The sequence below is a fragment of the Microbacterium wangchenii genome (assembly GCF_004564355.1).
Lineage (GTDB): Bacteria > Actinomycetota > Actinomycetes > Actinomycetales > Microbacteriaceae > Microbacterium > Microbacterium wangchenii.
The window spans coordinates 229,056-246,719 of record NZ_CP038266.1; the positions used below are offsets into that span (position 1 = coordinate 229,056).

15 protein-coding genes and 3 tRNA genes are annotated in these 17,664 nt (G+C 69.6%); 8 read left to right on the forward strand and 10 right to left on the reverse strand.

Features of this window, described 5'->3' with window-relative positions:
• Window positions 1-110: 110 nt before the first annotated feature.
• The gene (locus tag E4K62_RS01070; RefSeq protein ID WP_135062754.1) at window positions 111-662 is read left to right on the forward strand and encodes an alpha/beta hydrolase; all 552 of its coding nucleotides are present in this window, start codon (window positions 111-113) and stop codon (window positions 660-662) included.
• Window positions 663-668: 6 nt separating this feature from the next.
• On the opposite strand, the gene E4K62_RS01075 is transcribed toward E4K62_RS01070, so the two are convergent.
• On the reverse strand, window positions 669-1,997 hold the full coding sequence (locus E4K62_RS01075; RefSeq protein ID WP_135062756.1) for an FAD-dependent oxidoreductase: 1,329 nt from the start codon (window positions 1,995-1,997) through the stop codon (window positions 669-671).
• A 70-nt stretch (window positions 1,998-2,067) separates the two neighbouring features.
• On the opposite strand from E4K62_RS01075, the gene E4K62_RS01080 reads away from it, so the two are divergent.
• On the forward strand, window positions 2,068-2,418 hold the full coding sequence (locus tag E4K62_RS01080; protein ID WP_167747687.1) for an ArsR/SmtB family transcription factor: 351 nt from the start codon (window positions 2,068-2,070) through the stop codon (window positions 2,416-2,418).
• A 37-nt stretch (window positions 2,419-2,455) separates the two neighbouring features.
• Here the strand turns inward: E4K62_RS01080 and E4K62_RS01085 are convergent, their stop codons facing one another.
• Both E4K62_RS01085 and E4K62_RS01090 read right to left on the reverse strand, forming a co-directional pair.
• On the reverse strand, window positions 2,456-2,890 hold the full coding sequence (locus tag E4K62_RS01085; RefSeq protein ID WP_135062758.1) for a protein-tyrosine phosphatase family protein: 435 nt from the start codon (window positions 2,888-2,890) through the stop codon (window positions 2,456-2,458).
• 381 nt (window positions 2,891-3,271) lie between these two features.
• The gene (locus E4K62_RS01090) at window positions 3,272-4,204 is read right to left on the reverse strand and encodes a hypothetical protein (RefSeq protein ID WP_135062760.1); all 933 of its coding nucleotides are present in this window, start codon (window positions 4,202-4,204) and stop codon (window positions 3,272-3,274) included.
• A gap of 295 nt (window positions 4,205-4,499) precedes the next feature.
• On the opposite strand from E4K62_RS01090, the gene E4K62_RS01095 reads away from it, so the two are divergent.
• Complete coding sequence (locus E4K62_RS01095) at window positions 4,500-5,138, forward strand: uracil-DNA glycosylase (protein ID WP_240742771.1); 639 nt, start codon at window positions 4,500-4,502, stop codon at window positions 5,136-5,138.
• A gap of 57 nt (window positions 5,139-5,195) precedes the next feature.
• Here E4K62_RS01095 and E4K62_RS01100 read toward each other — a convergent pair whose 3' ends face one another.
• Window positions 5,196-5,708, reverse strand: coding sequence for a hypothetical protein (locus E4K62_RS01100; protein WP_167747671.1), 513 nt, complete (start codon window positions 5,706-5,708; stop codon window positions 5,196-5,198).
• A 307-nt stretch (window positions 5,709-6,015) separates the two neighbouring features.
• Between E4K62_RS01100 and E4K62_RS01105 the strand changes: the two genes are divergently transcribed.
• Window positions 6,016-8,763 (forward strand): ATP-binding protein, encoded by a 2,748-nt coding sequence (locus tag E4K62_RS01105; RefSeq protein WP_240742772.1) that lies wholly within the window; start codon window positions 6,016-6,018, stop codon window positions 8,761-8,763.
• A gap of 254 nt (window positions 8,764-9,017) precedes the next feature.
• On the opposite strand, the gene E4K62_RS01110 is transcribed toward E4K62_RS01105, so the two are convergent.
• The 5 genes from E4K62_RS01110 to E4K62_RS01130 all read right to left on the reverse strand — a co-directional run bounded on the left by E4K62_RS01110 (window position 9,018) and on the right by E4K62_RS01130 (window position 11,580).
• Window positions 9,018-10,364: a type II toxin-antitoxin system HipA family toxin gene (locus E4K62_RS01110; RefSeq protein WP_135062764.1), complete on the reverse strand. Its 1,347-nt coding sequence runs from the start codon at window positions 10,362-10,364 to the stop codon at window positions 9,018-9,020.
• Complete coding sequence (locus tag E4K62_RS01115) at window positions 10,357-10,596, reverse strand: helix-turn-helix domain-containing protein (RefSeq protein ID WP_135062766.1); 240 nt, start codon at window positions 10,594-10,596, stop codon at window positions 10,357-10,359. Before E4K62_RS01115 ends, E4K62_RS01110 begins: the two co-directional genes overlap by 8 nt.
• Before the next feature lie 658 nt (window positions 10,597-11,254).
• Window positions 11,255-11,327 (reverse strand) — tRNA-Phe (locus tag E4K62_RS01120).
• Window positions 11,328-11,407: 80 nt separating this feature from the next.
• A tRNA-Asp gene (locus E4K62_RS01125) sits at window positions 11,408-11,481 on the reverse strand.
• Between the two features lie 26 nt (window positions 11,482-11,507).
• Window positions 11,508-11,580 (reverse strand) — tRNA-Glu (locus tag E4K62_RS01130).
• 220 nt (window positions 11,581-11,800) lie between these two features.
• On the opposite strand from E4K62_RS01130, the gene E4K62_RS01135 reads away from it, so the two are divergent.
• Window positions 11,801-13,204 carry a M23 family metallopeptidase gene (locus E4K62_RS01135; RefSeq protein WP_240742773.1) on the forward strand — a complete coding sequence of 468 codons (1,404 nt, stop codon included), beginning with the start codon at window positions 11,801-11,803 and terminating at the stop codon, window positions 13,202-13,204.
• Window positions 13,205-13,265: 61 nt separating this feature from the next.
• Here E4K62_RS01135 and ppa read toward each other — a convergent pair whose 3' ends face one another.
• Window positions 13,266-13,799, reverse strand: coding sequence for an inorganic diphosphatase (gene ppa, locus E4K62_RS01140; RefSeq protein WP_135062768.1), 534 nt, complete (start codon window positions 13,797-13,799; stop codon window positions 13,266-13,268).
• Window positions 13,800-13,946: 147 nt separating this feature from the next.
• Between ppa and tilS the strand changes: the two genes are divergently transcribed.
• The 3 genes from tilS to ftsH all read left to right on the forward strand — a co-directional run bounded on the left by tilS (window position 13,947) and on the right by ftsH (window position 17,662).
• On the forward strand, window positions 13,947-14,966 hold the full coding sequence (gene tilS, locus E4K62_RS01145) for a tRNA lysidine(34) synthetase TilS (protein ID WP_135062770.1): 1,020 nt from the start codon (window positions 13,947-13,949) through the stop codon (window positions 14,964-14,966).
• A 10-nt stretch (window positions 14,967-14,976) separates the two neighbouring features.
• Window positions 14,977-15,528 carry a hypoxanthine phosphoribosyltransferase gene (gene hpt / locus E4K62_RS01150; protein WP_135062772.1) on the forward strand — a complete coding sequence of 184 codons (552 nt, stop codon included), beginning with the start codon at window positions 14,977-14,979 and terminating at the stop codon, window positions 15,526-15,528.
• A 130-nt stretch (window positions 15,529-15,658) separates the two neighbouring features.
• Window positions 15,659-17,662 carry an ATP-dependent zinc metalloprotease FtsH gene (gene ftsH, locus E4K62_RS01155; protein WP_135062774.1) on the forward strand — a complete coding sequence of 668 codons (2,004 nt, stop codon included), beginning with the start codon at window positions 15,659-15,661 and terminating at the stop codon, window positions 17,660-17,662.
• Window positions 17,663-17,664: the final 2 nt, after the last annotated feature.

Genomic DNA, 17,664 nt, shown 5'->3' on the forward strand with positions numbered 1-17,664 from the left:
TGCTGCTGCTCCGGTGGTCGCTCGCGGGGCCGGTTCATCCACCGGCGGGTCGAGAGCCAGCGACGCTGTGATCTGTGGCGGCGCCGACGCGTGCGCGCCATGCTGGGTGCATGCTGACCGTCCTCCTCCACGGGCGCGGCGGCTCGGAGCGCGACATGCAGCCCATCGCTGCCCGTCTCCCTGGTCGCACGCTCTGCCTGCGAGCCTCTCACGTGAGGGGGAAGGGCTTCGGGTGGTTCGACTGGCGGGGCCGGCCGCCGCATGTCGACGAGGCGACTGGTCCAGCGGAGGAGGTGCTGCGCGTCATCGAGGACGAGGCAGCGGACGACGAGCCCGTGACGGCGATCGGGTGGTCGGAGGGATCCACCCTCATCGTCGAGGTCATGCGGCTGCGGCCCGCGAGGATTGCGAAGGCGGTGCTCGGCACGGGTTTCCCCGTGGCTGGCAACCGGCCCACCGACCTCGAGTTGGCGCGCCTACGGCCGCCCACCTACTGGGTGACGGGTGACTCCGACGACGTCATTCCGGCGGACGCTGAGGGAGCGGAGTTCCGCCGGTTCCTCGACGAGCACACCGCCCTCCACGCCACGGTCCTCACCGGTGTCGGGCACGAGTTGCGTGGAGGGATGAACGAAGCTCTCGTCGCCCGAGCCCTCGCCTGACCCCCCTCAGACGGATGCGGCCGCGCGCCCGATCTGGAGCACCTGGCTGGGCAGAGCGCAGCATGACCCTCCGGCGGCGTCGAACGCGCCGGCCCCGCCGCACACCCCCGTATCGGGCAGCACGAGTTCTCTGCGCCGGGCTGCCTCGTGATCGCCCGCCAGCTCCGCGACGACGCTGCGCACCTGCTCGTACCCCGTGAGCGCGAGGAACGTCGGCGCACGCCCGTACGACTTGGCGCCGACGAGATAAAAGCCGGGCTCCGGCTGGGCCAGGTCCGCGGCGCCCGTCGCCGCGACGGACCCGCACGAATGCACGTTAGGGTCGACCTCCGCGGCGATCCGCACAGGAGCCTGCAGGGTCGGGTCCAGCTCCAGCCGCAGCTCTGACAGGAAAGAGAGGTCGGGCCGGAACCCCGTGAGCACAACGACACGATCTGCCGTGAGCATTCGCCCGTCCTCGGCGATGAGCACCGGTCGGTCGTGCTCACGGACGACGCGTTCCACTCGGAAACCCGTGACGAGCGAGACCAGTCCGGCGTCGACGAACTCTCTGGCCGTGACGCCGAGGGCGCCACGCGCGGGCAGCTCATCCGCACCCCCGCCGCCGAAGGCATTGCCGGCGGTCGCGCGACGCAGCGCCCAGGTCACCGTCGTGCTCGGGTCGCGGCGGGCCATCCGCGCGAGAGCGAGCACCGCGGTGATCGCCGAATGCCCGGAGCCGACGACGACCGTGTGCTTGCCCTCGAAGCCTCCGCGGTCGCGGAAATCCGGGATGCGGTAGGACAGCAGGTCAGCGGCGGCCCGTTCTCCGAGTGCGGGCAGGCCGTCCGCGCCGGCCGGATTCGGCGTGGACCACGTGCCGGAGGCGTCGATGACGGCCCGCGCCTGAAGTCGGTACTCCTCGCCCTCGGCCGGTTGCACATGCACGGTGAAGGGCTGCTCGCCGCGCCCGGCGTCGACCAGACGGTCGCGGCCGAGGCGGGACACCCCGACAACGCGGGCGCCGTAGCGGATGCGTTCGCCCAGCGCGGCGGCGAGCGGCGCGAGGTACCCCGAGATCCACTGTGCGCCCGTCGGATACCCCGTCGTCGGTGCCGTCCAGCCGGTGGGGGCCAGGACGCGTGCGCCGGCCGCGTCGATCAGCTCGGGCCATCCGGAGAAGAGGCGCACGTGCCCCCAGTCGGCCACAGCCGCTGCGGGTCCGTCGCCGGCCTCCAGCACGACGACCGGCGAGGCCCGCTCGGCGAGATGCGCGGCGGCGGCCAGCCCCTGCGGGCCCGCTCCGATGACCACGACCGGCAGTGCATTCCGACCCACGACCACTCCTCCACACATTGACGAACTTCGATGGATCGAGAGTGGTCGATATATCGACAGATGTCAATACGAGTGGCAGAATCGTGCCGTGCCCGCCGTGCTGCCTCTCCTGACCGATGATGCCGCCGTCGCCTGCTGCTCTCCGGTCACCGAAGGTGTCCTCACCGCCGACGAGGCCGAGCGGATCGCTCACACCTTCAAGGCTCTGGGTGACCCCACGCGGGTGCGACTGCTCTCGCTGATCGCTGCATCCGATGACGGGGAAGCGTGCATCTGCGATCTCACCGAGCCGGTGGGCCTGTCGCAGCCGACGGTGTCGCACCACATGAAACTGCTCGTCGACGCGGGGCTCGCGACACGAGAGCAGCGGGGTCGCTGGGCCTACTTCCGCGTGGTCGCCGGCGCCCTGGAACAGGCCTCGCGCGTCCTGCGCCCCTGAACCCGCCCGACCCGACCTTCCACCGCCGCCGACCCGTTCAGGTGGCGAGTATCGTGCGACGCGCGAACCGGCGCTGCCCGGGCGTTTCGATGGCACCCGGGCGGTAATTGGCCCGCGTCCACGCGACGGCATCCTCCGCCGCCACGCCCGCGTAGCGAGCCAGGATGGCGATGGCCGTCCCCGTTCGCCCTGTGCCGCCGTCGCAAGCGACCTCGACCCTCATGCGGGGCGCGCGCTCGTAGGCGTCGTGAAGTGCCGTGAGCAGCTCCGACGGCTCTCGGGGAAGCCGGAAGTCCGGCCATGCGATCCACCGCGACTCCCACCGTTCGGCGTATGGGCGCGAGGTGAAGTACACCCCGAAGTCAGGTGTCAGGTCGGGGGTGAGCGTACCGGCTCGGAGCGCTCGGCCCCGGACCAGGCGGCCGCCGGGCAGTGCGACCACGCCATCCTGCCCCGTCTCCCAGCTGCGCACGCATCCATAGTGACCTGATTGCCGAGTTCGCACACGTCCATGTGCGTCCCCGGCCGCGGTCTGTCTGCATCGGTGACGGGATGCATGGGGTCTGCGGCCTGCCGGTGTGCGCGTTCGGAATCCCGCATCCCCAGGCGGTGGAGCCGATCACGTGCATCCGGCAGGCCGCTGGATGTGTCCGAGCTGCCCCCAACGGCCCGACCACACACGAACGGTAACCCCGGATCATCGTTCTTCTTGGTTTGCTGCGGCACCCTCGCGGGAATCTTGATGAGCCCGGGGCCCGGACGCGGATGGCGACGAGTGACGAGGACCCCGGCTCCGCCCTCGAAGGCGGAGCCGGGGTCCACGGATGCCCCGCCGTCCGGCGGGGCAGAGCCGTCACTCTCGGGCGAATCGACGGATTCCCGTGATCAGCAGACCGAGGGCGAGCGCCCCCACGCCGCCGAGCAGCACGGGGAGCCCGACGCCGCCCCCACCCGTCTGAGCCAGAGGCGTCGTCTCAGCCGGCGCCGCGGTGTCGACGGCCGCTGTGGTGTCGACCGACGCCGTCGTGGTGTCGACCGCCGCGGGAGCAGCGGGGCACTCGACGGCCGGGTGGTAGATGTACTTGACGACCGCCGGGATCGCGGGCTTGCCGGGGACCCCGGGGATACCCGGGACGTACTCCTGATCGATGACCTTCACCTCTTCGGTGATGGCCGGGTGCTCGACGGTGTGCGTCTCCGCCTCGTGGTGGACGATCTTGGTGACCGCCTCGAGGTAGAACCAGTCGCCGTTGCCCGCGTTGCCGTGGGAGCGGAAGTACGCGCCCGCGACACCTACGCCGTGAGGATCGCCCTGCACGTTGGCCTGCCAGTCGCCGCTCGGGAACGCCGGGGCGCTGTCAGCGGTGTGCGGTCCACCGGTCCACGAGTAGTGCTGCCAGTGATCGAACACCTCCTCGTCCCAGGCCTCCTTGTCGACGACCGTCTCGGTCCAGGCTTCCTGGATGACGACCGTCTCCATGTGGCTGATCTCGGGGATCTCCGGAACGGCCGGGATCTCCGGGACGGCCGGCACCTCCGGGGAGACGATGATCGTCTCCGTCCAGGCCGGACTCGAGATGCACCTGCCGACAGCCGCGCCATCCGCCGCATCCTCCGCAGGGGCCGTATTCGTGGTGACGGCGGCATCCGCCGTCTCCGTCGCGACGACGGTGGGCGTGGGTGCGACCTCCGCGGCGTGTGCTGCGGGTGCGGCGGATGCGCCAACCAGGAGCGGACTCGCACCGATGAGGAGTGCCGCGAGGGCACTCGCGATGAATTTCCTCATTTGGGTCTCCTTTTCGAACTCGGCAGCCGTTCGTTCGGAGTTCCCCCTCGGTGCGGATGACGTCAGCGCCGGGCCCAGGGCATCGCACTCCATGTGCCGGAGCGGATGCGGCGACCGCCCGCCGTTCGGTGGCTTAGCTCCATCGGCTGCCGCATCCATCCCACGCCTGCAGCGGTGGGGTGCCGTCGTCGGAGGGGGCAATAGAGCACAGCTTCAGGCGGAGATCCGCACCGCGGCCGCACGGGCTGAGCACCGATGACGCCGGCGCTGAGCACCCGGGGGATAGCATCCGAGGGTGTTCCTCGACCACCCCCGTGGCTTCCGTGATCCAGCCCTCGTGAGCGCTCGCGAGCAACTCCTGCTGACTGAACCACGTGCGCAGAGTCTGCGTGGCTGGGCCGAAGATCTTGAGGATCGTCGCGGCGTGCACGTCCCTCAATTCGACCCGGCTGAGGCGGGGGAAGAGGCCCGTGTGCTGTTCGTCTTCGAGGCACCGGGTCCGATGACCAATGCGGGCAACAAGCGCCCAGGGTCGGGCTTCATCTCCGTCGACAACAATGACGCGACCGCTGCGAACATGTGGAACGCGAGGAATGAGGCGGGTCTTCACGACGGTGCACTGGTGTGGAATATCGTTCCTTGGTATCTCGGTGCCGCATCGCGAAAGCCGACGAAAGATGAAATGAAGAATGGGGCTTCGGAACTCGTCGACCTGATCAGCCACCTCCCATTCCTCGAGATCGTGGTGCTCGGCGGCCTTTACGCGCAAAGGGGCTGGCGGCGGTACATCGGCTCGACCTCGTTCGGGGGGCCCGAAGTCGTCGATATGTGGCATCCGTCGCCGCTGTCATTGAATCAGCCGGGGCGTCGCCAGGAGTTCACCGAGATAGTGCGCGAGATCGCCGCTGCCAGGGGCACGATCACTTCGGAGTGACGGTACTCGCGGCGCCCACCCCGGGCTACGTTCCGTCGAGCAGTCTCCGGCGCGGGGTTATTCCGGCGCGGTCCACACGCCGTAGCGGGCTGCCATGTCGAACAGGCTCACCCCGCCCTGCCCGGACTGGGCGAATCCCATCGGGCCGAGCTGCCCTGCCGCGGTGCGCAGATCGACGGGTTCGGTGCCGCCTGTCGACTCCACCCCGGCGACAAGGTCGATCGCGTTCGGCTCCCACGGCAGGGCCTGCCAGATCGCCTCGGTGACGGCATCCAGTTCCTCCGCGCTGAAGGGTTCGGTGACGTCGGTCAGCAAGGTGAGTTCGAGGCGCTCGCCGAGGCCGTTGCGCGAGCGGCCGGGATCGGTGACGGCGACCACGCGGGGCGCGGCGGTGGTCACGGCCTCGGACAGATTCCCGTACTCCGCGAGAACCTGCTCGGTGCCCTGCGGTGGCGAAGGCTGCGGCGTCGGTGAGAGCGCGCTGCATCCGGTCATCCCGAAGGCGAGCGCGCCCGCCAGCGCGATCGCCGGCAAGGCGCGACGTGAGCCGATCCGTCGCATCATCGTCATCCGTTCCATCCGTTCCATCCGTGTCGAAGGGCGTGGGTCTGCCCATCATTACGGAAGAACGCCACAGCCCCGACAGGACGAAGGGGGTGCGTCAACACCCGTCAGGTGCCGTTCGAGCGCTGCCTCCTGCAATGCCCACTGCCTCTCGTACATCGTCGCGGAGAAGCCGATGGTATCCAGACATCTCTCGGGCTCCGAGCTCCTTCGGGTCCGTTGCTGTGCTGCGCAATACTGTGTGGTTAGCACACGGTTACCGGGTTCGAGCGGGACTCATGAGGCCGGGACGGGGACCACTTTGGCAACTCTCTTGGGTCGTCTCACGGAGCGCGACGCCATCGACCACTTGCTCGCCGAGGCGCAGGCCGGTCGTAGCGGGACGTTGGTGGTGCGGGGCGAGGCCGGCATCGGCAAGACCGCGCTACTCGAGCATGCCCGCGAGACCGCGACATCTCTCGGGCTCCGAGTCACGGGATGCTGCGGGGCCGAGTCCGAGACGCAGTTCGCTTTCGCAGCCCTCCACCAGATGTGTGCGCCGCTGCTCGACCGTGTCGATGCGCTGCCGGAGCCGCAGCTGGCTGCTCTCGGCGTGGCCCTCGGGCTGCGCAGCGGTGCGGTGCCCGACCCCTTCCTCGTCGGGCTCGCGACGCTGAGCCTCCTGGCCGAGGTCGCCGAGCAGGGCCCACTGCTGTGCCTCATCGACGACGCGCAATGGATAGATCAGGCCTCGGCGCAGGTCTTGACCTTCGTCGCCCGACGCGTTGCCGCCGAGGGAGTCGTGCTGTTGTTCGCCGCGCGCGACGTGGGCATCGACGACGTCGATCCCGTGGCCGGCCTGTCACCCGAGCTGCGCGTGAACGGTCTCGGCGAGAACGACGCCCGGATGCTGCTGGCGGCAGGAGTCCGAGCCCCTCTCGATGACGAGGTGCGTGACCGGATCATCGCGGAGTCACGTGGCAACCCCCTCGCGCTCCTGGAGCTGCCACGGAGCGCGTCGCCCAGCCGGCTCGCGGGCGGGTTCGAGCTTCCGGACACGCTCACCATCCCGCGCCGCATCGAGGAGGTCTTCCATCGCCGGTCGGCTGAGCTGTCCGCGCAGGCGCAATTGCTGCTGCTGCTCGCCGCCGCCGAACCGACCGGCGATGGGGCTCTGCTCTGGCGAGCGGCCGAGCACCTCGGGGTGCCCCTCGAAGCTGCGGGGCCTGCGGAAGACTCCGGGCTGCTGGAGATCGATACCAGTGTGCGATTCCGTCACCCGCTCGTGCGCTCAGCCGTCTACCGCGCGGCCTCGCCGACCGATCGCCGACGCGTGCATGCGGCGCTCGCCGCCGCCATCGACCCGCAGGTCCACCCGGACCGTCGTGCCTGGCATCGAGCGCAAGCGGTGTGGGGGCAGGACGAGGAGGTCGCGGCCGAGCTGGAGCGCTCGGCCGAACGGACACGCGAGCGCGGCGGGGTGGCGGCCGCCGCCGCGTTCCTGCAGCAGGCTGCGGACCTCACACCCGAACCGGCCGCCCGCGCCCGGCGGGCGCTGGCGGCGGCGCACGCAAAGCACGACTCCGGGGCGTCGATCGCGGCGGCGGAACTCTTGGACGTGGCGGCTGCCGGGCCGCTGGACGAGCTGCAGCGCGCGCGACTCGAGCTGCTCCGAGCCCGGATCGCCTTCCAGCTGACCCAGGGTGCAGAGGTGCCGGGCATGCTGCTCGACGCCGCGGAGATTCTCGCCCCGCTCGATCCCGCCTTGGCTCGCGAGACGTACCTCCACGCGATCGATGCCGCAATGATCACCGGCGGGACCGGAGATGTTCGCGGCGCGCGCGAGGTGGCGACGGCGGCTCTCGGAGCGCCGCCGCCCCCGGGGCCGCCGACACCGCCGGATCTGCTGCTCGAGGGCTTGATCGTGACCTTCACGCGAGGGTACGTGGCGGGCGCGCCCGCGGTGAAGGATGCGCTGAGGGCGTTCCACGATCGCGGGTTCGACGGGGAGGCGCTGGGCGAGATGGGCAGCCGCCGCTGGCTTTGGCTCGCGACTCGGAGCGCGGCCGCCCTGTTCGACGAGGAGCGGGTACGTGTGCTGGCGGCACGGAACGTCCGGCTGGCCCGCGACTCCGGTGCGTTGGCCACGCTGCCGGGGGCGCTCGTCGGTCACGCCGGGATACTGGTGCTCGCCGGCGAGCTGTCCCTGGCGGCGGAGCTGTGCGCCGAAGCGTCCGAGATCACGCGTGCAACAGGTGCTGTGCCGCTGCCGTACGCCGACATCATCCTGGCGGCTTGGCGCGGTCACGAGACCGAGACCGCTCAGCTCTACGCCGCGAACGTAGAGAAAGCGGCGGGGCACCGGGGCGGCGCGGAGATGGCCACCGCCAACTACTCGTTGGCCGTGTTGCGCAACGGAACGGGCGATTACGAGTCCGCGGCGACGGCGGCGGCCGAGGGGTGTGAGACGAACGAGCTCTCCAACACCGGCCTCTCTCTGCTCGAGCTGGTCGAGGCCGCCACTCGCGCCGGACAGCCCGGACTTGCGGCGACCGCGCTGACCGAGCTCTGCGCCCGCGCCGAGGCCAGCGGCGCCCCGTTCGCACTCGGGGTTGCTGCGCGCTCGCGCGCGCTGGCGAACTCGGGACCCGCTGCCGAAGACGAGTACCTCGAAGCGATCGCCCGAATCGGGGCGTCCCGGATGACGGGCTATCTCGCCCGCACGCACCTTGTGTACGGGGAGTGGCTGCGCCGGGAGGGGCGGCGCCAGGATGCCCGGGAACAGCTGCGTGTCGCGCACGAGCTGCTGTCGACTATGGGCGCAGAGGCGTTCGCCGAACGCGCCGCGCGGGAGTTGCGCGCGACAGGCGAGTATCCGCGAAAGCGCACCGCCACGCCGGCAACCGCGCTCACTGAACACGAGTTGCAGATCGCTCGACTGGTCGCGACGGGCGCGACATCGCGTGAGGTCGGTGTGCAGCTCTTCCTGAGTCCTCGGACGATCGAGGCTCACCTGCGCAACATCTTCCGCAAGCTCGGCATCACGTCTCGGCGCCAGCTCAGGGAGATGCGGCTCCCCTGAACCCCGATCTCGGACCACTTCGGATGTCCGTGGGGATGTCGATGACAGGGAAATGAAGAAACCCCCGTGAGTAGAAGCCTCACGAGGGTTTCAGTGGCTCGACCAAAAGCTCGGGCCTTGGCTGCCCCGCGCAGGAGGCGGGGTCGCCTCGTTGGTCGCTCCGCAGTAGGCAAATCGCCGGGTGGAAAGCAACCTAGGTTGGCACGCAGGAGCGAGCCTTGGCTCCAACCTCGGGCGTTGTAACGCGACGGCGATCAATCGCCCGCTTCCAAGGGCGGGTCGTCGCTGAGGCCCCCGACACGTGGAGCGCGGGCGTTCGGCCACTCCCACGCACCACGTCCGGCTGCCGGCCGGGGCCCCTCGCCGGGGACGCCGGGCTCGGTTCCGATAACGGTGCGTCCGGCCAGCAGGCTCTCTGTCGTCCGAGCGATCAGCTGCTGCAGCCCCGGGTGCGCTCCAGAATGCGGAATCTCGCGCTGCGCTACCTCGAGGGTCACGGACAGTGCTTCATCCACGATCGTGGACGCGTCGGCAACGCCCCATGCCTCGGCTTCCTCGACGATCAGATCGCGGTGTATCTGCGCGTAGTCGAAGACGCCCACCACCGACAGCGCGAGTTCTCCGTCGTTGTCGTACTCGGGGAAGTGCTGCGGGACGACGTCGTACATCGGTGCCAGCACGTACCCTCCGTCTGCGTCATGCAAGAGCGCGATGTTCTTCAGGTGCATGTCGAGATTGCCCACCGCAATGGAGAGCGCGACCATTCGCAGGAGCTTCTCGCGGTCTCCGGGGGTGAGGATCTTCGCCACGTCGCTCAGGCCGCGTTTGCCGTAGATCTCGTACTTCTGATCGCCGCGGCAGCCCAGCACCTGGTTGAAGTCCTCCTGATGGATCCGGCCATCTGCGGCGCTGCCCGAGCGGTCGTAGCGCTCGATCACCAGTGCCTTCTCGCCGGCGAAGGTCATCACCTCGGTCGAGAAGTCAGCCAGACCCAGCACGCGGGCGAACCGGGACCCATACTCCTCGTCGAAGATCATGCTCGGGTACCTGCCGACGATCGGCTTGACGATGTGGGTCGAGGGAAATCCGTCGAGCGAGCGCGCCCAGCCGGTCTCGGTCCGCACGAGCACGATCTTGTCCTGCACGCCATTCAGCGAGGTCTTCCCGCGACGCGGCTTGTTGCCCAGGGGGTGAATCCCGACATCGCGAAGGAGGCGCGCGACGCCTTCATCATCGAGCGGCTCGGTCGCCGGTGTGCGCGGCTCGCCAGGCAGCGCTGCATCCCAGACCTGGATCGCTCCGGCGACGTCGCGGCCGTACACGCGGAGCATGGCGATGACATCGTCGGCGTCGAGTCCGGCCTCCAGCGCCAGCCGTCGCCGCGCGTTACCCTCGGGCAGCAGCTCGGCAAAGAAGTTCTGTCGTACCGGCCGCGTCGAGGCCGCAGGGCGGGGCGCGAGCGGGATCGCCGCAGAGAGCACTCGGCTGCCCAGCCCATACCGCCGGACAGCATCACCGGTCGGGGTGAAATCGAACGCTGCGCCGCGATCGCTGAGCGTGCCGATGACTCCCCCGTGGAGTGCGACAGTGAGCTCAGCCATCGGTCGCCGGACCCTCTGGGATGCTCACGGTGATCTCCGCGCCTGTCTCGCGCAGCGCGTCCAGCAGGCGCACAAGAGCAGGGGCCGGCTTCCCGGACTCGAGTTCCCAGATGTAGCGCTGGGTTGTGCCAACTGCCTGGGCAAGGTCCCGCTGCGTCATTCCCGTGGCCATGCGGGACTGCTGCAGCGCGAACCCGAGGTCCTGGACGCTCGCGATCTTCGCGGTGAACATAGCGCTCCTGACTACTGGGAGGTAGTCGGCCGAGCTGACTACCTGACGGTAGTCGATCATAACGACTACCCGAGCGTAGTCAAGCAGCCGGGCTCCCTCATGATTCGGTCCGGCAGAGCATCACTAGTCGTGACCTCCACGGAGACGGAAGCTGAGATCGTGACGCGTGTCCTCGGTATTGGGCCCACGGAGGTTACCGGAAGGGGGTAGCGCTTGGGTCTGGTCGAGTTCGTGACCACGACGCTTGGTCGCTCGAGGTCGACACCCTCGTGAACACGGATGAGGACCAGACGGGCACGCGAGCGCTCAGAGATCTCCTCGATCGATGCCGCCCCGCGTTCGGACGCGTCGGGGAGCTGCCGGCCGATTGCGAAGCCCGGATCTGGTGGTCCGCCGACTCCGACTCGGTCCAGGGCGGGTTCGTACTACCTGCAGATCTGGCCCGGGCAGATCGCCGAGCTCGGTGTCGACTTGTACGCCACGATCTACCTTGAGGACGACGACCGCGCTGAGCAAGACAAATAGGGCGGGCTGCTGCATCGGCGCGATGGCGAGTGCCCGGAGCCAGGTGAGGCCGCACGCCACCAGGGAAAAGCGAAACCCCCGCCATGTAGAAGCTAGGCGAGGGTTCCTAGGGTGACTGTAACGGTCACCCGTGTGGCTCCGACGGGCGTCGATCCCGTGACCTCACGATTTTCAGTCGTGCGCTCTACCAACTGAGCTACAGAGCCGCGTGGCATCCGTATCGCGAACGACGCGATGCCACGTCCTAGACGAAGGGCCTCCTCGAAAGAAGGCCCGTCGCTCGGAGCGACCCTGACGGGACTTGAACCCGCGACCTCCGCCGTGACAGGGCGGCACGCTAACCAACTGCGCTACAGGGCCATGCTTATTCAATTATGGGTGGAACGTGACCCCAACGGGATTCGAACCCGTGCTACCGCCGTGAAAGGGCGGCGTCCTAGGCCGCTAAACGATGGGGCCGAAATGAACCCCTTCGCCACGCGGGCTCAGCGCTCACTTGCCGACGCCCAAGCATACGCAATCCCGCACGGATCCGCCAATCGAGGGCGCGTCGTCCCGAGATCAGCGGGATTCGCACGCACCATTGAGGTCGCGGAGACGGCGGCGGACATCTGTTGCGCTTGTTACTGTTGTTGCTACTGTGGTGCGAGTTGTGGCCGCGGAGGGGAAAGGTGCCGTCGTGACGCTCGACCGCCTGGACGACGAGGAGTGCAACTGCGCACCCAGCCCTCGGGAACGCCGGATGCTGTGGCCCTCTCTCGACCGGCGAGGCGCCCTCACCCTCGGTGCGATCGGCGCGGTGTCGCTCGGCGTGCTGGGCTCGACCGGCGGTCCGCTCCTGGCTCCGGCTTTCGCCGCCGGATACCCCTCGTGGCCCGACGTCGAGCGCGCCAAGGCCAACGAGGCGTCCAAAGCCGCCGAGGTCGCCCGCATCCAGGGCCTGATCCAGGGTCTGGCCGCAGAGGTGCAGCGCACGCAGGCCGAGGTCGTCGCGCGCTCGAACGAGTACTACGAGGCGCAGCAGGCCTACCTGCAGGCGGCGTACGAGGCCGATCAGCTCCAGGCCCAGGCCGATGCGCAGGCCGCAGCAGCGACGGAAGCCGCGAACAAGGCCGGCCGCGTCGCCGCCCAGCTGTACCGCAGCGGCGGCGACGACACGTCGCTCGACCTGTTCTTCGCCGGGTCCGCGACCTCAGCCGAAGATCTGCTCTCGCGCCTCGGCACGATGGACAAGCTCATCGAGCGCAACCAGTCGGTGTACGCGCAGGCGGTCACCGCCCGCGACAGCGCGCAGAGCCTGAGCGACCAGGCGGAGGTCATGCGCGCCGAGCGCGACCGCCTGCAGAAGGTCGCCGAAGAGAAGATGCTCGCCGCCCAGCAGGCCGCCGACGCGGCACAGGCGGCGCTGACCGAGCAGCAGGCCAACCAGGTGACGCTCGAGGCGCAGCTTGCGGCTCTCAAAGACACGACGGCCAAGACGGTCGCCGACTACCAGGCCGGCGTCGAGGCCGAGCGCAAGGCCCGCGAGGAGCGCGAGCGTCGTGCCCGCGAGGAGGCCGAGCGCCGGGCCCGTGAAGAGCGCGAGCGCTGGGAGCGCGAGCAGGCCAACAACGGCGGCGGCGGTGGTGGCGGCGGCGGCGGCGGCAACGGCGGCTCCGTCGGCGGCTCCGGATGGGCGCGGCCCTCCTCGGCAGGGATCAGCTCCGGCTATGGTCCCCGGTCCGGCCAGTGCACGCCCAGCTACTGCTCGACCACGTGGCACCTCGGCCTGGACTTCGGGGCCGGGTGCTGGGCGCCGATCTTCGCCGCATCCAGCGGTACCGTCACCTACGCCGGCTACAACGGCGGCTACGGCAACTACATCCGCATCGATCACGGTAACGGCGTCGCGACCGGATACGGGCACATCTCCAACGGCGGCATCTACGTCTCGCGCGGGCAGTGGGTCAACGCCGGGCAGCAGATCGCCGGCACCGGCGCGACCGGCAACTCGTTCGGCTGCCACCTGCACTTCGAGGTCTATACCGGCTCCGGCACAGTGAATCCTGCGCCCTTCCTGCGCGACCGCGGCGTCTGGATCTGACCAGCCCCCGACTGCGAGAAGCCCGGCCGATTCGGCCGGGCTTCTTGCATATCCGTGCGGGTCAGAGCGAGTTCGGCGCCTCGCCGGAGCCCTGCGTGCGGGTCTCGCCCTCGTGGTGCTCGAAGCGCTCGAACGCCTCACTGACCAGGCGCTCGGCCTCCGCCGCACCCGCCCAGTCGTCGACCTTGACCCACTTGCCGGGCTCGAGGTCTTTGTAGTGCTCGAAGAAGTGCGCGATCTCCTTCTGGGTGTACTCCGGGATGTCGCCGACGTCCTGGATGTGCGCCCAGCGCGGGTCCTTTGCGAGCACCGCGACGACCTTGTCGTCGCCGCCGGCCTCGTCGCTCATCTTCAGCACGCCGACCGGACGCACCTTGGCGAGGATGCCGGGGGCGAGGTCGTGGTCCAGGAGCACGAGCACGTCGAGGGGATCGCCGTCTTCGCCCAGCGTGTTCTCGAAGAACCCGTAGTTCGTGGGGTACCCCATCGGCGTGTAGAGGATGCGGTCGAGGAAGACCCGCCCGGTGCCGTGGTCGACCTCGTACTTGATCTTGCTGTTGCGCGGGATCTCGATGACGGCGTCGTACGCGCCCATGCGTGTGCTCCTTCAGTCTGGGAATACCGCCCACCAGCCTACTGCCGGTGCCCGGACATCACCGGGGACGGAGGGGTGCACCGACCCCAGCCCACCGGGGCACCGGGCCATCCGGAGACAGCCCAGCGACCCCGGTAGCGTGGGACTGTGGACCGCCGCCCCGCCCTCGCCCCCGCCGTCGCCGAGGTGCGCCGTGCTGTGCGGGAGGCCCTCGAGCCGCTGCGCGCGGATGGCAGCCCGCCTGTGATCGTCGCGCTCTCGGGCGGAGCGGACTCGCTCGCGCTCGCCGCCGCGACCGCGTTCGAAGCGCCCAAGCTCGGCCTCCGGCCTCTCGCGATCGTCGTCGACCATCATCTGCAGCCGGGGTCTGCCGAGGTCTCCGCCCGCGCCGCCGCCGCCGCCCGGGTGCTGGGCATGGACGCGCACGTGGTCGGTGTGACGGTCGACGGCCGCGACGGGCCCGAGGCGGCCGCCCGCAGTGCGCGGTATCGCGCCCTCACCGAGACGGCCCGGGCCCGCAGGGCCGCCGCCGTGCTCGTCGGCCACACCCTCGACGACCAGGCCGAGACGGTGCTGCTGGGCCTGGCCCGCGGATCGGGCGCTGCCAGCCTCCAGGGGATGGCCGCGTCCTCCGAGCTGGGTGGAGTCACGCTGCTGCGTCCCCTTCTTAGCGTGCGCCGCGAGACCACGCGGGCGGCGTGCGCCGCCGCGGGGATCGAGCCGTGGGAAGACCCGCACAACTCCGACCCCCGCTTCGCTCGCGTGCGCGTGCGCGAACGGGTGCTGCCGACGATGGAGGCCGAGCTCGGTCCCGGCGTGGCCGAGGCCCTCGCCCGCACCGCCGAGCAGCTGCGGGAGGATGCTGCCGCCTTCGCCGACATGATCGACGAGGTCATCGAAGACATCGTCGAGCACGCCGAGGCCGGCATCTCCGTCTCCGCGGCGGCCCTCGCCGCCAACCCCGCAGCGCTGCGGCACCGCATCATCCGTCACATCGTCGCGAGCGAATTCGGTCAGAGCCTCACCCGCAGGCAGACCGTGGAGGTCGCACGCCTCGCAGTCTCCTGGACCGGGCAGGGCCCGATCCACCTGCCCGGATGCTCCGCCCGCCGCAACGGCGGCCGCATCGAGTTCACCGCCGACGGCGCGCTCAGCGCCGACGTTTAGGATCGGAAGCATGCGCGCGGCCGACATCCCCGAGGACATCACCGAGATCCTGCTGACCGAGGAGCAGATCCACGAGAAGCTGGCCGAGATCGCCGCTCAGGTGGCGACCGACTACGAGGGCAAGAACCTCCTGCTGGTCGGCGTGCTCAAGGGCGCGGTCATGGTGATGGCCGACTTCGCGCGCCTGCTCCCCGGTCACATCGCGATGGACTGGATGGCGGTGTCCTCCTACGGCGCCGGAACCCGCTCGAGCGGTGTCGTGCAGATCCGCAAAGACCTCGACACCGATCTGCACGGCCGGCACGTGCTCATCGTCGAGGACATCATCGACTCGGGCCTGACCCTCAGCTGGCTGCTGGAGAACTTCGCGTCGCGTGGCGCGGAGTCGATCGAGGTGCTGGCGCTGCTGCGCAAGCCCGAGGCCATGAAGGTCCACGTGGACTGCCGGTACGTCGGGTTCGACATCCCGAACGAGTTCGTCATCGGCTACGGCCTGGACTACGCCGAGCGCTATCGCAACCTGCGCGACGTCGCCGTCCTCGCCCCGCACGTCTACTCCTAGGCGTCGCCCGGGCGGTGCGGCGTACGCCGTGGGCGAATGCACAGTCCGGGCATAGGCGGCCCGCGATACCCTGAGTGCACCGCCGCATGGGCGGATCCCCAGATGGAAGGGTCATGGGCCCCGCCCAACCATGGACTTCAAGAAGCTGACGCGCAACCCGATCCTGTACGTGCTGCTGATCGGGATCCTGCTGATCGTCGGGTTCTCGCTCATCACCAGCCTCAACGGTGCGAAGCAGATCTCCACGCAGCAGGGACTCGAGCTGCTCGACGGCGGCACGGTCACCGAGGTGACCAACACCGACGGTGACCAGCGCGTCGACATGGTGCTCTCCGAGCCGTTCGAAGGCGCGACCGACGTGCAGTTCTACTACGTCACCGACCGCGGGGACGAGGTCGTCCGCGCGATCGACGCGGCCAACCCCTCCGACGGCTTCAACGACCTCGTTCCCCGCCCGACGTGGTTCGACGGCTTCATCTCGCTCCTGCTCCCGCTGGTGCTGCTGGGTCTGCTGTTCTGGTTCCTCCTGTCCAGCGCCCAGGGCGGCGGCGGCCGCGTCATGCAGTTCGGCAAGTCGCGCGCGAAGCTCGTGACCAAGGAGAGCCCGACCGTGACGTTCCAGGACGTCGCCGGCGCGGATGAGGCCATCGAAGAGCTGCACGAGATCAAGGACTTCCTCAAAGACCCGGCCCGCTTCCAGGCCGTGGGCGCCCGCATCCCCAAGGGCGTGCTGCTGTACGGCCCTCCCGGAACGGGTAAGACCCTCCTCGCCCGTGCCGTGGCCGGCGAGGCCGGCGTGCCGTTCTACTCCATCTCCGGTTCGGACTTCGTCGAGATGTTCGTCGGCGTCGGCGCCAGCCGCGTGCGCGACCTGTTCAACCAGGCCAAGGAGAACGCCCCCGCGATCATCTTCATCGACGAGATCGACGCCGTCGGCCGCCACCGCGGCGCCGGCATGGGTGGCGGGCACGACGAGCGCGAGCAGACCCTGAACCAGATGCTCGTGGAGATGGACGGGTTCGACCCGAAGGCGAACGTCATCGTCATCGCCGCGACCAACCGTCCCGACATCCTCGACCCGGCGCTCCTGCGCCCCGGCCGCTTCGACCGGCAGATCGGCGTGGACGCGCCCGACCTCAAGGGCCGCCAGAAGATCCTCGAGGTCCACGGCCGCGGCAAGCCGCTGGCCGACAGCGTCGACCTCGAAGTCGTCGCCCGCAAGACACCCGGATTCACCGGTGCCGACCTGGCCAACGTCCTCAACGAGGCCGCGCTGCTGACGGCGCGCTCCAACGCGCAGCTGATCGACAACCGCGCCCTGGATGAGGCGATCGACCGTGTCATCGCCGGGCCGCAGCGCCGCACGCGCGTTATGCGCGACAAGGAGAAGCTGATCACCGCGTACCACGAGGGCGGCCACGCCCTCGCCGCGGCGGCGATGAACCACACCGATCCGGTCACGAAGGTCACGATCCTCCCGCGCGGCAAGGCGCTCGGCTACACGATGGTGCTGCCGCTGGATGACAAGTACTCCGTCACGCGCAACGAGCTGCAGGATCAGCTCACGTACGCGATGGGCGGACGCGTGGCCGAGGAGATCGTGTTCCACGACCCCACCACGGGTGCCTCCAACGACATCGAGAAGGCCACCGGCATCGCCCGCAAGATGGTCACCGAGTACGGCATGACCACCGAGGTCGGCCCGGTCAAGCTCGGATCGTCCTCGGGCGAGGTGTTCATGGGCCGCGACATGGGTCACGGCCGTGACTTCAGCGAGCGGATCGCCGAGCGCGTCGACGCGCAGGTACGCGCACTGATCGAGCAGGCCCACAACGAGGCCTACCAGGTGCTCAACGACAACCGCGAGATCCTCGACCGGCTCGCGCTCGAGCTGCTGGAGAAGGAGACGCTCGACCACCTCGAGCTCGCCGAGATCTTCAAGGACATCAAGCGCCTGCCCCCGCGTCCGCAGTGGCTCTCCAGCAGCGAGCGTCCCGTCTCGGCCCTGCCGCCGGTCGACGTGCCGCATCTCCGCGAGCCCGCCGGTGTCGCCGCCAGCGTGGAGGTGGAGGCGGACACCGAGAAGGCGCCGCGCCGCCGCGCCAGCGGGCAGGCCCGGCCGGCCACCGCGTAGGC